This window comes from Chromobacterium phragmitis (assembly GCF_003325475.1).
Taxonomy (GTDB): Bacteria; Pseudomonadota; Gammaproteobacteria; order Burkholderiales; family Chromobacteriaceae; genus Chromobacterium; species Chromobacterium phragmitis.
Genome location: NZ_CP029495.1, coordinates 2,750,872 through 2,765,585, shown reverse-complemented (window position 1 = coordinate 2,765,585; position 14,714 = coordinate 2,750,872). Strand labels below are relative to the sequence as shown.

At 66.0% G+C, this 14,714-nt stretch carries 13 protein-coding genes; 5 read left to right on the top strand and 8 right to left on the bottom strand.

Annotation, left to right across the window (positions count from 1 at the left end):
- Positions 1–8: 8 nt before the first annotated feature.
- Complete coding sequence (locus DK842_RS13245) at positions 9–998, bottom strand: aldo/keto reductase (protein ID WP_114061860.1); 990 nt, start codon at positions 996–998, stop codon at positions 9–11.
- Positions 999–1,094: 96 nt separating this feature from the next.
- Between DK842_RS13245 and DK842_RS13240 the strand changes: the two genes are divergently transcribed.
- Positions 1,095–2,000 carry a LysR family transcriptional regulator gene (locus tag DK842_RS13240; protein WP_114061859.1) on the top strand — a complete coding sequence of 302 codons (906 nt, stop codon included), beginning with the start codon at positions 1,095–1,097 and terminating at the stop codon, positions 1,998–2,000.
- A gap of 45 nt (positions 2,001–2,045) precedes the next feature.
- Here DK842_RS13240 and DK842_RS13235 read toward each other — a convergent pair whose 3' ends face one another.
- From DK842_RS13235 to DK842_RS23455, 6 genes are all read right to left on the bottom strand, one after another.
- Complete coding sequence (locus DK842_RS13235; protein ID WP_114061858.1) at positions 2,046–3,437, bottom strand: amino acid permease; 1,392 nt, start codon at positions 3,435–3,437, stop codon at positions 2,046–2,048.
- Between the two features lie 311 nt (positions 3,438–3,748).
- Entirely contained in the window at positions 3,749–6,418 is a 2,670-nt protein-coding gene (gene adhE / locus DK842_RS13230) for a bifunctional acetaldehyde-CoA/alcohol dehydrogenase (protein WP_114061857.1), read from the bottom strand.
- 365 nt (positions 6,419–6,783) lie between these two features.
- Positions 6,784–7,848 (bottom strand): carbonic anhydrase, encoded by a 1,065-nt coding sequence (locus tag DK842_RS13225; protein WP_114061856.1) that lies wholly within the window; start codon positions 7,846–7,848, stop codon positions 6,784–6,786.
- 77 nt (positions 7,849–7,925) lie between these two features.
- Positions 7,926–8,789 (bottom strand): DMT family transporter, encoded by an 864-nt coding sequence (locus DK842_RS13220; RefSeq protein ID WP_114061855.1) that lies wholly within the window; start codon positions 8,787–8,789, stop codon positions 7,926–7,928.
- Between the two features lie 101 nt (positions 8,790–8,890).
- The gene (locus tag DK842_RS13215) at positions 8,891–9,307 is read right to left on the bottom strand and encodes an ester cyclase (protein WP_114061854.1); all 417 of its coding nucleotides are present in this window, start codon (positions 9,305–9,307) and stop codon (positions 8,891–8,893) included.
- Positions 9,304–9,441: a hypothetical protein gene (locus DK842_RS23455; RefSeq protein ID WP_168191902.1), complete on the bottom strand. Its 138-nt coding sequence runs from the start codon at positions 9,439–9,441 to the stop codon at positions 9,304–9,306. Before DK842_RS23455 ends, DK842_RS13215 begins: the two co-directional genes overlap by 4 nt.
- Positions 9,442–9,536: 95 nt before the next feature.
- Here DK842_RS23455 and DK842_RS13210 point away from each other — a divergent pair, with 95 nt between their 5' ends.
- From DK842_RS13210 to folE, 4 genes are all read left to right on the top strand, one after another.
- Positions 9,537–10,502, top strand: a complete 966-nt coding sequence (locus DK842_RS13210) for a LysR family transcriptional regulator (RefSeq protein ID WP_114061853.1) — start codon at positions 9,537–9,539, stop codon at positions 10,500–10,502.
- 45 nt (positions 10,503–10,547) lie between these two features.
- Positions 10,548–11,729 carry an FAD-dependent oxidoreductase gene (locus DK842_RS13205; RefSeq protein WP_114061852.1) on the top strand — a complete coding sequence of 394 codons (1,182 nt, stop codon included), beginning with the start codon at positions 10,548–10,550 and terminating at the stop codon, positions 11,727–11,729.
- A 55-nt stretch (positions 11,730–11,784) separates the two neighbouring features.
- Positions 11,785–13,515 (top strand): DUF4153 domain-containing protein, encoded by a 1,731-nt coding sequence (locus tag DK842_RS13200; RefSeq protein WP_114061851.1) that lies wholly within the window; start codon positions 11,785–11,787, stop codon positions 13,513–13,515.
- 105 nt (positions 13,516–13,620) lie between these two features.
- On the top strand, positions 13,621–14,241 hold the full coding sequence (gene folE / locus DK842_RS13195) for a GTP cyclohydrolase I FolE (protein ID WP_168191901.1): 621 nt from the start codon (positions 13,621–13,623) through the stop codon (positions 14,239–14,241).
- A 9-nt stretch (positions 14,242–14,250) separates the two neighbouring features.
- Here the strand turns inward: folE and DK842_RS13190 are convergent, their stop codons facing one another.
- Positions 14,251–14,622 carry a hypothetical protein gene (locus DK842_RS13190; protein ID WP_114061849.1) on the bottom strand — a complete coding sequence of 124 codons (372 nt, stop codon included), beginning with the start codon at positions 14,620–14,622 and terminating at the stop codon, positions 14,251–14,253.
- Positions 14,623–14,714 lie beyond the last annotated feature (92 nt).

Sequence of the window (14,714 nt, the reverse complement as noted above, 5' to 3'; positions counted from 1 at the left end):
GAGAGCCATCAGCGGTTGACCATCTCCATCACCTCGGCAGCGTAGCGCTGGCCGCTGACCCGGCCGGGCGCGAACGCTTCGCCCAAGGCCGATAGTTCCTCCTCGGACAGCGCGACGCCCAGCGCGCCCAGGTTGTCGCGCAGATTGGCCTGCTTGCGCGCCCCTGGGATCGCGACGATGTCTTGCCCCTGGGCCAGCAGCCAGGCCAGCGCCAGTTGCGCCGGACTGCAGCCTTTGGCGGCGGCCAAGGCCTTCACCTGGTCTACCAGTTCAAGATTGCGCAGGAAGTTCTCCCCCTGGAACCGCGGATTGCCGCGGCGGAAGTCGTCGGCGGCGAAATCGTCCGGGCTCTTGATCGCGCCGGTCAGGAAGCCGCGCCCCAGCGGGCTGTAGGCGACAAAACCGACGCCCAGCTCGCGGCAGGCGGCCAATACGCCGTCTTCCGGATCGCGCGTCCACAGCGAGTATTCGCTCTGCAGCGCGTGAATGGGATGGATGGCCGCGGCGCGGCGCAGCGTGGCGGAGGATGCTTCCGACAAGCCCAGCCAACGCACCTTGCCGGCCTTGACCAGATCGGCCATCGCCCCGACGGTTTCCTCGATGGGCACGTCGGGATCGATTCGGTGCTGGTAGTAGAGATCGATGTGATCGACGCCCAGCCGCTGCAAGCTGCCCTCGCAGCTGGCGCGGACGTATTCCGGGCGGCCGTTGACGCCGCGCTTGGCCGGATCGGCCGAGTCCATCACGATGCCGAATTTGGTGGCCAGCACCACCTCGCCGCGGCGGCGCGCCAGCAGCCGGGACAGCAACAGCTCGTTGGCGTGCGGGCCGTACATGTCGGCGGTGTCGAGAAAGTTGACGCCCAGATCCAGCGCCGCGTCCAGCGTCGCCAGCGATTCGGCGTCGTCGCGCGGGCCGTAAAAAGCGCTCATCCCCATGCAGCCCAAGCCCAGCGCGGAAACCTGCGGGCCGTCCCGGCCCAGCGTGCGTTTTTGCATCGTATCGCTCCTTTGGTGAATGGACGTCAGCATAGAAGATGGCGACAGGGCGATAAATGGCCCAAAATGACAAACATTATTTCGCTGAGCTTCACAATGTCGCGAATTCCGCATGACGCGCTGCAGGCTTTCCGCGCGATCGTCCGCCACCGCAGCTTCACCCGCGCAGGCGCCGAACTGGGCGTCAGCGCCTCGGCGCTCAGCCAGGCGATGCGTCAGCTGGAGACGGCGCTGGGCGCGCCCCTGCTGACCCGCACCACGCGCCAGGTGGCGCCGACCGAGGCCGGCGAGGCGCTGCTGGCGAGGCTATCGCCGGCGCTGGATGAAATCGCCGAGGCGCTGGAGGAAACCCGGCAGAGCCGCGGCCAGCCGGTGGGCCAGCTGCGCGTCACCCTGCCGCACACCGCCGCCCAGCTGCTGCTTTACCCGGCGCTGGCCGAATTCGCCGCCCGCCATCCCAAGCTGGGGCTGGAGCTGGACGTCAACAACGGCCTGGTCGACATCGTCGCCCAGCGCTTCGACGCCGGCATCCGTTTCGGCGAAGCGCTGCAGCCCGGCATGCAGGCGCTGCCGGTCAGCCAGCCGCTGCGTTTCGTCGTCGCCGCTTCGCCGGACTACCTGCGCCGCCGCGGCATGCCCATGCAGCCGCAGGACTTGTTCGACCACGATTGCCTGGGCTACCGCTTCGGCGGCGGCGGGCAATACCGCTGGCAGTTCGTCGCCGATGGCCAGCCGCTGCAGCTGGCGGTCAACGGCCCATTGATCGCCAACGACAACACGGCGCTGCTTCACGCGGCGCTGGGCGGCGCCGGCCTGGCCTACCTGGCCGAGCCGCTGATCGCGCCCTGGGCCGCCGAAGGCAGATTGGCCGTGGTGCTGGACCAGCACATGCCGCCGGCGGAGGCGCTGTACCTGTACTATCCGCATCGCGTCCGGCAGCCGGCCAAGCTTCGCGCGCTGATGGCCTTTTTGCGCGAGCGCGCCGGCTTGCCGCAGGCATGAAAAAGCCCGCCGGCGGGCGGGCGGATTGGATACGCAAGCCTGAACTCAGCGCGACTGCTGAGCCAGCCGCCAGGCGGCGTCCTGCTTGTGGTAGCCCAACAAGTAATACACCGCCACCAGGAACACCAGCCAGCCCGGGCCGACGATCAGCGCGACGCGGGTGTCCGGAAAGTACGCCATCAGGCCGATCACCAACGCCAGGAAGCCCAGCGTCAGATAGGAGCCGTACGGCCACAGCGGCATGCGGTGGCTGATGGAAGCCAGCGCCTCCGCCGACAGCGAACGGCGGAAACGCAGTTGCGCCAGCAGGATGATCAGCCAGGTCCACACGGCTCCGAAAGTGGAAATCGCCGTCAGCCAGGTGAACACCTCCTTCGGCGCCAGGTAGTTCAGCAGCACGCCGAGCAACAGCGCGGCGATGGACAGCAGCAGCGCCGGCACCGGCACGCCGCTTCGGGAGACGCGGGCGAACACGGGCAGCGCCTGCTTCTGCTCGGCCAGGTTGAACAGCATGCGGCCGGTGCTGAAGATGCCGCTGTTGCACGAGGACAGCGCGGCGGTCAGCACCACGAAGTTGATGATGCCGGCGGCGGCCGGAATGCCCATGCTCTCGAAAGTCAGCACGAAGGGGCTGCCGCGGGTGCCCAGCTCGTTCCACGGATAGATGGACAGGATCACGAACAGCGCGCCGACGTAGAAGATCAGGATGCGCCAGAACACCGAATCCACCGCGCGCGCCAGCGCTTTCTTCGGATTCTTCGCCTCGCCGGCGGTCAGGCCCAGCATTTCCACGCCCAGGTAGGCGAACATCACCATCTGCAGCGACATCAGCACGCCGGAGAAGCCATTGGGCATGAAGCCGCCGTGCGCCCACAGATTGGAGATGCCGGTGGCCACGCCGTGGTTGCCGAAGCCGAAGAAGATCATCGCGAAGCCGCCGACGATCATCAGCACGATGGTGACGATCTTGATCAGCGCGAACCAAAACTCGAACTCGCCGTATGCCTTCACCGCGATGAAATTGACGCCGCCCATCGCCAGCATCGCCGCCAGCGCCCAGTACCAGGACGGCACGTCCGGGAACCAGATGCCCATGTAGACCCCGACGGCGGTGATTTCCGCCATGCAGGTCACCAACCACAGGAACCAGTAGTTCCAGCCGGTGAGATAGCCGGCCAAGGGGCCGAGGTAGTCCTGCGCGTAGCGGCTGAACGAACCTGCCACCGGGTTGTGGATGGCCATCTCGCCCAGCGCGCGCATGATCATGAAAATGGCGAGGCCGCCCAGACCATAGGCCAGCATGATGGCCGGGCCAGCCATCTTGATCGCGGTGGCCGATCCCAGAAACAGGCCGACGCCTATGGTGGCGCCCAGCGCCATCAGATTGATATGCCTCTCTTCCAGCCCCCGGTGCAGGGTCTGCGGTTCTCCTGACATGCATTGCTCCTTGTGTAAGCGTTGAGTTTCCGGCTGTTGTGTTTTCAAGCGGCAGCCGCGTTCCGAAACCGAACCGCCCTCTGCGCGCGATGAATCAGGTCAATCGCCCTTATACGCCGGAATGACAAAGTATTTTACATAAATTCATATCAATATGAATAAGCCAGCACATTAAAACCAGATTTAAACATTTTCAAGCATTGTTGATTCATGTTTTTTATTGAAAAGGACAAGCCCCAGAAAAAACGGCAGACGCAAAAAAGCCCGGACCTGGGTCCGGGCTGTTCTCATGCTCGCTGAAATCTGGCGGCTCAGGCCTTGGCTTTGGCCTTGCCCTTGGCAGGCTTGTCTTCCGGCTTGGCGGCCGCTTCTTCGCGCTCCCAGGCTTCCTTGTACGGACGGCCGTAGAAGCTGTCCAGCAGCAGCTGCTTCAGCTCGCTGATCAGCGGGTAGCGCGGGTTGGCGCCGGTGCACTGATCGTCGAAGGCGGCTTCGGCCAGCTCGTCCACCTTGGCCAGGAAGTCGGACTCGGCCACGCCGGCGCCCTGGATGGACGACGGGATGCCCAGTGTCTTCTTCAGCTCGTCCACCCATTCGATCAGCTTCTCGACGCGCTCGTGGTCGCGGCTGGCTTCCAGGCCCAGGTGGCGGGCGATCTCGGCGTAGCGCGCCACGCTCTTCGGCCGGTCGTACTGGCTGAAGGCGGTTTGCTTGGTCGGCACGTCGGCGGCGTTGTAGCGGATCACGTTGCTGATCAGCAGCGCGTTGGCCAGGCCGTGGGCCAGGCCGAACTCGGCGCCGATCTTGTGCGCCATGGAGTGGCACACGCCCAGGAAGGCGTTGGCGAAGGCGATGCCGGCGATGGTGGCGGCGTTGTGCACTTGTTCGCGCGCCTTGGGATCCTTGGCGCCGTTCAGGTAGGACGACGGCAGGTACTCCTTCAGCAGCTTCAGCGATTGCAGGGCTTGCGGATCGGAGTACTCATTGGCCATCACCGACACATACGCTTCCAGCGCGTGGGTCACCGCGTCGATGCCGCCGAAGGCAGTCAGCGACTTCGGCATGTCCATCACCAGATTGGCGTCGACGATGGCCATGTTCGGGGTCAGCTCGTAGTCGGCGATCGGGTACTTCACGCCGGTCACTTCGTCGGTCACCACAGCGAACGGGGTCACTTCGGAGCCGGTGCCGGAGGTCGTCGGCACGGCCACCATCATGGCTTTCTGGCCCAGTTTCGGGAACTGGTAGATGCGCTTGCGGATGTCCATGAAGCGCAAGGCCAGGTCGGCGAAGTGCACTTCCGGATGCTCGTACATCACCCACATGATCTTGGCCGCGTCCATCGGCGAGCCGCCGCCGATGGCCATGATGACGTCAGGCTTGAAGGCGTGGGCCAGGTCGGCGCCCTTGCGCACCACGGCCAGGGTCGGATCGGCCGGCACTTCGAAGAAGGTTTCCACTTCCAGGCCCATCTTCTTCAGCAAACGGATGGGCTCGTCGATGAAGCCGTGTTCGAACAGATACTGGCCGGTGACGATCAGGCAGCGTTTCTTGCCGGCCAAATCTTCCAGGGCCACCGGCAAGGAGCCGCGGCGGAAGTAGATGGACTTGGGCAGCTTGTGCCACAGCATGTTTTCAGCCCTCTTGGCGACGGTTTTCTTGTTGATCAGGTGCTTGGGACCGACGTTCTCGGAGATGGAGTTGCCGCCCCAGGAGCCGCAACCCAGGGTCAGCGACGGTGCCAGGCTGAAGTTGTACAAGTCGCCGATGCCGCCTTGCGAGGACGGGGTGTTGATCAGGATGCGGGCGGTCTTCATCTTGTCGCCGAAGTAGCGCACGCGCTCCTCTTGCAGATCCTGGTCGGTGTACAGCGCCGAGGTGTGGCCGATGCCGCCCATGGTCACCAGCGCGGCCGCCTTGTCGCAAGCGTCGAGGAAGTTCTTGGCGCGGTACATGGCCAGGGTGGGCGACAGTTTTTCGTGGGCGAAGGCTTCCTGCTCGGAGACTTCGGTCACTTCGCCGATCAGCACCTTGGTGGTGGGCGGCACTTCGATGCCTGCCATGGCGGCGATCTTGGCGGCGCTCTGGCCGACGATGGCGGCGTTCAGGCTGCCGTCGTTCAGGATCACCTTGCGCACGGCCTCGGCTTCGCTCCCCTTCAGGATGTAGCCGCCGTGCTTGGAGAAGCGCTCGCGCACCGCGTCGTAGATTTCGTCGACGATGATGACGGATTGCTCGGACGCGCACACCACGCCGTTGTCGAAAGTCTTGGACATCAGGATAGAGGCGACGGCGCGCTTGATGTCGGCGGTTTCGTCGATCACGGCCGGGGTGTTGCCGGCGCCCACGCCGATGGCGGGCTTGCCGGAGGAGTAAGCAGCCTTGACCATGCCCGGGCCGCCGGTGGCCAGGATCAGGTTGATGTCGGGGTGGTGCATCAGCTGGTTGGACAGCGCGACCGACGGCTCGTCGATCCAGCCGATGATGTCTTGCGGCGCGCCGGCGGCGACGGCGGCTTCCAGCACCAGGCGGGCGGCTTCGCAGGTGGAGCGGCGCGCGCGCGGGTGCGGCGAGAAGATGATGCCGTTGCGGGTCTTCAGCGAGATCAGCGCCTTGAAGATGGCGGTGGAAGTCGGGTTGGTGGTGGGCACGATGCCACAGAGCACGCCGATAGGCTCGGCGATGGTGATGGTGCCGAAGGTGTCGTCCTCGGACAAGACGCCGCAGGTCTTCTCATCCTTGTACTTGTTGTAGATGTATTCGGAGGCGAAGTGGTTTTTAATCACTTTGTCTTCCATCACGCCCATGCCGGTCTCGGCGACGGCCATGCGCGCCAGCGGGATGCGGGCGTCGGCCGCGGCCAGCGCGGCCGAGCGGAAAATGTGGTCTACCTGCTCTTGCGTGAACTGTGCGAAGGCGATTTGAGCCTTCTTGACGCGGGCCACCAGGGCGTCGAGTTCGATTTGATTGCTGACTGCCATTTTGTCTCTCCAAGAACCAAATGAAATTGCCGAGCGCTTGAATGTTCGTTTTCGCTAAAAATTTTTCGAATTCGAAAAAATATAGCTAAAACCCCAATCCATCACCGCTTTTCGATGACGGCGCCATCAAACCCTTTGTAGCGTAGCCATTACATCCCGGGGACTATACCCTTATGAAATTCAGGGGCTTTTCGGGCCATTTCCCCCGGCTCGCTTGATTCACGACCATCCTAATCGATTTTCGGATATTCGTTTTTGCGCATGGCCAAACAATTCGCACTTTTCCCATGAAAAGAGCGCCGCATCGGCGCTCTGATATGGGTACGGATGAAAACCGCTGTAACGTGGATGCTACCGATGCGGACTTAATGCCCCATAAAGGCGTAGTGGAAGTAGCGGCCTCCCCGCGTCAGCTCGCGGATGCGAGCCGGGTCGGTTTCGCCGTTGATATTGGTGATCACCAGCTTGCCGCGTCCCTGCTTCAGGTCATTGTTGTAATCGTAGTAGCCGCCCAGCACCGCCAGCCTGCCCGCCTCCACCTCGCCGGAGAACTTGAGGATGGCGCCTTCCACCTGATTGTTGATGTTGATCAGCGCGCCGTTGGTGGCGTCGATGCCCTTGGGAATCTCGATATTTTCGAGCTCCTTCTGCACCGCCGGCCCCAGATTGCTGTAATCGCCGGCCGCCGCCTTGATCGCGCCGCAGCCGGTGTGACTGACGAACATCAGCAACGGCGTGCGCAGATTGCGGACGCCGTATTCGATCGATCCTTCGGAGCTGGCCAGCTGATTGCCCATATTGCTGATCACGAACAGATCGGCGTCGCCGCCCGCCATGCCCACCTGCCCGCCCGGACTGGAGCAGGTGACAACCGTCGCCTTGGGCTGTGCGCGCTCGCCCAGCTTCAGCAGATAGCCCGGGGAGTGCTTGGCGATATAGGTCTGATTGGCCTTGAGGATGTCTCCCACCACGCTCTTGACTTGGCCGGCCTCGCCCATTGCCTTCGCCGGCTCCGGCTTGGCGTGGCGCTTGGGCTTGGCTCGATGCGCGACGCGCGGCCTGCTGCCGGGCGCCCTCACCTCGGGACTGGGCTGGCTCAGATCGCGCGGCGGGCTGGCCATCGGCACCGACGGCGCCATTTTCTCCGGCTCCTTCTGCTCCGCCTTGGCCGGCTCCGGCTTCTTGCCGGCCTCGGCGCCGCCAGGAGCGGGCGCGGCTGGCTTGTGCTCGGCCGGCTTCGCCTCTGCGGGCTTGGGCGCCGGCGACGCGCCATGCTCGGCGCCGGCCTGCGGCTCCTTGTTCAGCTTCAACGGCAGCTTGATCACCTGCTGCACCTGCTCCTGGCCATGCGCGTCTTCCGCAGCGGCAGCCTGGCCGGCCAGCAACAACAGGGGCAACGCCACGCAAGATCCCATCCGCCGACGATTCATGCTCGATTCCTTACGTCAATCGCAATTGTTTCTATTCTGCATCATCGACCATGGCGGGGAAAGCCGCCAGCCGCGTTTCACGCCTGCCGCCGCTGGCTCAGCCACACGCCGGCGAACACCAGCGCGCCCGCCGCGCCTTGCCAGGGCTGCAGCTTCTCATCCAGCAGCAGCCAGGCCATGGCGACGGTGAACACCGGAATCAGATTGTTGAACGCCCCCGCCCTCGCCACCGGAATCCGCGACACCGCCCAGGTGTAGAGGCCGTAAGCGCCCAGGGTGATGACCGCCCCCAGGTAAAGCACCCACAAGCTGGGCATCAGCAGCAGCCGTGGCGGCCACTCGCCCCACGGCGTCAGCATCGCCCCCCCGAACCAGGCGCAGCCGGCCAGCGTCTGGATGCCGGTCAGCGCCAGCGGCGAATAGCGCGCCGACAGCCGCTTGGCGATCAACACATAGCCGCTGGCGCAGATCATCGCGCAGAATTCCAGCGCGTTGCCCAGCAGCGGCCGGGGCGCGCCCGGACCGGCTTGGCTGTCCATGCTCAGCCAGATCACGCCGGCGAAGGAGACCGCGATGCCCAGCCACACCTGGCGCGGCTGGCGCTCGCCCAGGAACAGCGTCGCGCCTATCGCCATCATCATCGGCAGCGTGGCGGTGATCACCCCGGCCTGGGAGGCGCTGGTATAGGTCAGGGCATTGGCTTCGAACAAAAAGTAAAGACAAGGCTCGCACAGCCCCATCGCCAGCAGCCAGGGCCAGTCGCCGCGGCGGTAGCGCCAGCTGACGCGTCCGCTCATCGCCAGCGGCAGCAGGCAGACGGTGGCGATCGCCATCCGCGCGAACAGCACCGCCAGCGGGTGGTAATACTGGAACACGTATTTGAGAACGATGAAGGCGCTGGACCACAGAAACATGGCCAGCGTCAGGGCGAGATAAGGCAAGATGTCTCCCGATGCGGTTGGCGGGCCGTCTGCGCGGCCCTATGCGGGAGACATTGTTTCAGAATCCGGCGGCGGCTGTCGAACGTCGCCGCGCGCCGCGCTCAGCCCAGTTGCCGCTCCAGCCCCAGTCTGTCTGCCTGTATCCAGTATTCGACGATCTTGCCGTCCGCCACCCGGTAGCAGGCGCTGTCGATCAGCGCCAGCGGCTTGCCGGTGCCGGGACGGCCGTCTATCTCGCCCTGGTGGCGGCCCAGCTGGGTCCAGCGGGCGTAAGCGCGGTCGCCATCCGCCAGCAGCTCGTCTATCCGCAATTCAAAGTCGCCGAACAGGCTCATGAATTCGCGCACATGCTCGGCGTAATTGGCCGGACTGCGCGTCAACGCGCGCGGATTTTCCGACTCCAGCTGGTGCGCGGCCACGCTGGCCGCCAGATATTGGCCCGCCGCGTCCGGATGGCGCCCGGAACGCACTTCGGTCAAAAACCCCCATACCACGGCCCTGGTTTCTTCCTTGCTCATTTCGGCTCTCCCGTCAGATTCCGGATGCGGTCCAACGCTTCCGACTCGTCGCGGCACGCTTGCCGGGCATGGATGGCCATGCCTTGCCACCACCAATCCCTCCAATGCCTGAGCGCGTTCAAAAGTGTTCGCATTTCCGCCTCCATTGTTCAATCTTGAATATGAATCCGATGCTACCTGGGCAGGATGGATTGAAAAACCGCATGCCGCATGACACACTGTTCATGAAATGAGAACAAACCATCTACCCGACGCCCAGGCATTGCTGGCCTTCGACGCGCTGGTCCGCCGCGGCAGCTTCACCGCCGCCGCCGAAGAGCTCGAATGCACCAAGAGCCGGGTCAGCCAGCTGGTCAAGGCGCTGGAAAAGGATCTGGGCTCCGTGCTGGTGCTGCGCAACACCCGCCGCGTGGCGCTGACCGAAACCGGCCAGCGGCTGGCCGCGCACGCGCGCGAGCTGCGCTGCCTGCTGGAGCGCGCCCGCCTCGACATCAACGAGGCGGACGGCGATGTCAGCGGGCCGCTGGTCATCAGCTCCATCACCTCCTTCGCCCAATACCTGCTGGCGCCGATCCTGGCCGAGCTGGCGGTGCTGCATCCCGGCCTGCAATTGAAGCTGCAGGTGGAAAACCGGCTGCAGGACCCGATAGCGGAAGGGCTGGATTTCTGCATCCGCACCCGCAACATCCACGACGACGCGCTGGTGGCCAAACCGCTGGGCCTGGTACGCGAATGGGCGTTCGCCTCCCCCGACTACCTCGCCAAAGCCCCTCCCCTGGCGTCCCCAGACGATTTGCCGCAGCACCGCATCCTGCTGGACACCAGCCGGCCCAAGCTGCGCGACACCCCGGAATGGCTGCTGGAAAAAGACGGCCAGCAAAAGCAGGTGCGAGTGCAGCCGGTGCTGAGCAGCCATCAATACGCGCCGCTGTTGTCCGCCGCCATCGCCGGCAGCGGCGTGGCCCTGCTGCCGGCCTATGTCGCCAGCGAGCATCTGAGAAGCGGCCGCCTGGCGCCGGTGCTGCCGGGCTGGAGCCACGATTGCTGGCCGGTCTACCTGGTCTACCCTTACCGCCATCCGCTGCCGCGAAAATACGAGGCCTTCATCCAGCACGTGGTGCCGCGGATGCGCGCGCTGCTGGAGGCCGGCATTGATCCAGGCCAAGGCGCCGTTCGCCCGTCATCGCCAGAATGAGCGCCATCCGCGCCGGCGACAGCCCGGCCTGACAAGGAGAATGCAATGGAACACCACGACATCGTGATCGTCGGCGGCGGCATGGTGGGCAGCGCGCTGGCCGCCGCGCTGACAGGCCGCGGCCTGTCCGTCTGCGTGCTGGAAAAGGAAGCGCCGGCGCCTTTCGCGCCGGAACAGGCGCCCGACCTGAGGGTCTCGGCGATCAGCCCCGCCTCGGCCGCCTTTCTAGAGAGCATAGGCGCCTGGGACAAAGCCCTGGCGATGCGCGCCGCGCCCTACCGCCGGATGCAGGTGTGGGAACGGGACGAATCGGCGGGCGTGCTGTTCGACGCCGCCGAGGTGGGAGAGGACGCGCTGGGCCACATCGTGGAGAACCGCGTGGTGCAGCTGGCGGCTACCGAAGCCTTGCTCGCCAAGGGCGATATCGACTATCGCTGCCCGGCGGCGGTAGCGGAAATCGTCTATCGGCCGCAAGCCTCGCAACTGACGCTGTCCGACGGCAGCCGGCTGCAGGCCAGGCTGCTGATCGCCGCGGACGGCGCGCGCTCACAGGTGCGCGAAGCCGCCGGCATCGGCGTCACCAGCTGGGATTACCCCATGCACGCGCTGGTGCTGGCCTGCAGGATGGAAGGCGGCCAGCAGGACATCACCTGGCAACAGTTCACGCCCACCGGCCCCCTCGCCTTCCTGCCGCTGAGCGGCGACGCCGCTTCCCTGGTTTGGTATCACCGGCCGGAAGAAGCCAAGCGCCTGCAGACGCTGAGCGATGAGGAACTGATCGCCGCCGTCAGCCAGTCGTTTCCGCGCAAGCTGCCCGGCATCCGCGAAATCATCGCCCGCGGCAGCTTCGGCCTGACCCGCCGCCACGCCCAATGCTATGTCAGAGACGGCGTGGCGCTGGCCGGCGACGCCGCCCACACCATACACCCGCTGGCCGGACAGGGGGTCAACCTGGGCTTCCAGGACGCGGCGCAGCTGGCGCGCGTCATCGCCGACGCCCATGCCAAGGGCGAAGACTGGGCCGGCGAAAAGGCGCTGTCGCGCTACCAGCGCGCGCGCAAGCCTGCCAACCTAGCGATGCAGGCCGGCATGGACGCCTTTTGCTATGGCTTCTCCAACGACATCGGCCCGCTGCGCCTGCTGCGCGGCCTGGGCCTGAAGCTGGCGGACAAGGCCGGGCCGCTGAAGCGCGAAGCGATACGCTACGCGCTGGGCCTGCGCGCCTGAGCGCTTTTCCCATTCATGCTAGGATCGGGGGACGTTTCCCCTTTCCGGCATATTCATGAACACACTCCATCTGCGCGCCGCCATCGGCCTGCTGCAAGGGATCGCGCTTTACGCGCTGTACCGCGCCTCGAACCACATCGGCTGGCTGGCGCTCCACCCCATGCTGTTCTCGCCGCTGCTGCTCGCCGCCGCGTCGCTGCCCTTGCTGTGCCAGACCGGATTGGACGCGATGCGCCCTTCGCGGCTGGCCGCCTGGCTGGCGGCGCTGGCCGCCGTCATCGCCGCAGTCGGCGCGCACGACCGTTGGCGGGCTGGGCTGGAAAACATCGCCCGCCCGGACCTGATGCCTGGCGCGTCCGCGGTGCTGGGGGGCGGCCTGCTGCTGTTCATCGCCTGGCCGCTGATCCTGGCCGGCGAGGGCGAACGGCGCTGGCGGGCGGCCTACCCTGCCTATTTCGACGCGGCCTGGAAGCTGGGCCTGCAACTGGCGCTTTCCAGCCTGTTTCTCGGCGTGTTCTGGCTGATCCTGTTCCTGGGCGCCGAGCTGTTCTCGCTGGTGGGCATCAACGGCCTGCGCCAGTTGATCGAGCAATCCGAATTCGCGATACCGGCCAGCACGCTCGCGCTGTCCGCCGGCCTGCATCTGACTGATGTCCGTCCGGGCATCATCCAGGGCCTGCGCTCGCTGCTGCTGACCCTGCTGTCCTGGCTGCTGCCGCTGCTGGCGATGCTGATCGCCGCCTTCCTCGCGCTGCTGCCCTTCACCGGGCTGGACAGCCTGTGGAAGACTGGTCACGCCTCCGCGCTGCTGCTGGGCGCGAGCGCGCTGCTGATCTTCCTGCTGAACACCGCCTATCAGGACGGGCGCCAAGCCAGCGGACGCGTCATCCGGCTCAGCCAGCGCGCCGCCTGCCTGCTGCTCGCGCCGCTGCAGGCGCTGGCCGCCTACGCGCTGGCGCTGCGCGTCGGCCAGTACGGCTGGTCGCCGGAGCGGGTGTTCGCCGCCTGCTGCGTCGCGCTCGGCGCCTGCTATGCCGCCGGCTACGGCTGGGCGGCGCTGCGGCGAAGTCCCGGACTCCCCGGCGTGGCCGCCGCCAATGTCGGCGCCGCCTGGCTGTCGCTCGCCCTGCTGTTCGCCTTGCTGACGCCGCTGGCCGACCCGGCGCAGATCTCGGTGTCCAGCCAGCTGGCCAGGCTGCAGGCAGGCCAGGCCAACGCCGATCGTTTCGACTTCGACTTCCTGCGCTACCGCGGGTTGCGCTATGGCCATGCCGCGCTGCTGCGTCTGCGGGATGAGCCAGGCATGAACGTCGCCATCCGCCGCAAGGCGGCGGACGCGCTCAGCGAAGATAAGCGGGAAGCCAAGCCCAAGACGCCGGCGCAAGCGGTCCGCCCGCGCGGCCAGACCGCGCTGCCGGCCGGCTTTCTGGCCCAGGACTGGAAGCTCGCGGCCAAGCGCGCGCCCGAACTGCCATCCTGCCTGCAGGACGGCGGCGACGAGTGCGACGCCTATGTCGGCGATTACAGCGGCGGCGGCAAAGCGGAAGTGCTGCTGGCGGAAAAGCTGCCTGCGCGCTGGTCGCTGTTCCGGCAAGACGCCCATGGCCAGTGGACGCTGGCGGCCACCTACGACCTTCCCGGGGCCTGCCAGGCGCCGCTGGACGCGCTGGCGGCGGGGCGCGCGCGCGCCGTTGCGCCGCGGCTGCCGGACCTGGAGGCCGGCGGCTTGCGGCTGCAGCCGCGCTACCCTCGCGCCGAACGGGAATGCCCCGACCCGAGGAAATGAGCGAAATTTGATCGTCAGGATCGTCCGCATGCGTTTACCATTCGAACGAGCGGGAGGCCCGCTTTCCTCCAGCCTCCCCTCCCTCCCACCGCCATGGAGCCGCGCATGTCCTTTTCCGACGATCACGACCACTCCGCTTGCCAGCGCCCGCTCGACCGCGTCCGGCCCTTCGACGCCGCCGCCTTCGAACAGGCGGTGGCCGACATGCTGACCGCCAGCGGCATCGCCATCGATCCCATCCATACCGGCAAGACCGCGCAGCGCGTGCGCGAGCTGTGGCAGAAGCGCCTGCTGGACGGCTACGACACCGAGCCGGCCGAGGCATTGGGCAGCGGCTTCGCCGACGAGCGCCGCGACATGGTGGTGATCCGCAGCCTGGCGGTGCACGGCATGTGCCCGCATCACCTGCTGCCCTTCCGCGGCGTCGCCCACGTCGCCTACCTGCCCGGCGGCCGGCTGCACGGCTTCGGCCGCATCGCGCGGATGGTGGACGCCATCAGCCACCGCTACACCTACCAGGAGTGGATCACCCACGAGATCTCCCGCACCCTGGTCGAACATGGCGGGGCCCGCGGCGCCGCCTGCCTGATCGAGGCCGAGCAGCTGTGCCTGCTGATGGGGGAGAACCGGCGCGGCGACGAAAGGGTGATCACCCAGTGCTACGCCGGCGAATTCGAAACCGACGCCAGCGCCCGCAACGAATTCCTGCGCGCGATCGAGCGCTGACAACGCCGCCTAAAGCGCGATGGTGGCGTCCTCGCTGAACGGCCCATCCGGCTGGCCGTAATCGCTGAGCGTGTAGCTGGTGCTGGAAACGTGCTCGCCCATCGCGATGATGTAGTGGTCGCCGTTCTCGTCATAGAAAAACAGCGATACGCTCTTCTCGCCGTTGCCTGACGAAGCATGCAACACCGGATGGCCATTGAAGCGGTAAGTACCGGTGGCTTTGCCCTTGCCGGAGGTGACGTCGTTGAGCGCCTGCTTCAGATTCGCCAGACGGTTCCGGGTGATCAGCTTGGGATTGCCCAGATACTTCTCCGCCTGAGGCTGGTCCATCGCCGTGGTCGGCTGGCCGTTACTCTTGATGATGATGATTTTGTCCGTCATGGCGCTCTCCTGGAACGGGAGCCGGAAATCGGCCCCTCGCTTCCCGGGACGGATCGGTGAAGGGAATGTGAAAAAGCCGCGTCCCGGAAGGA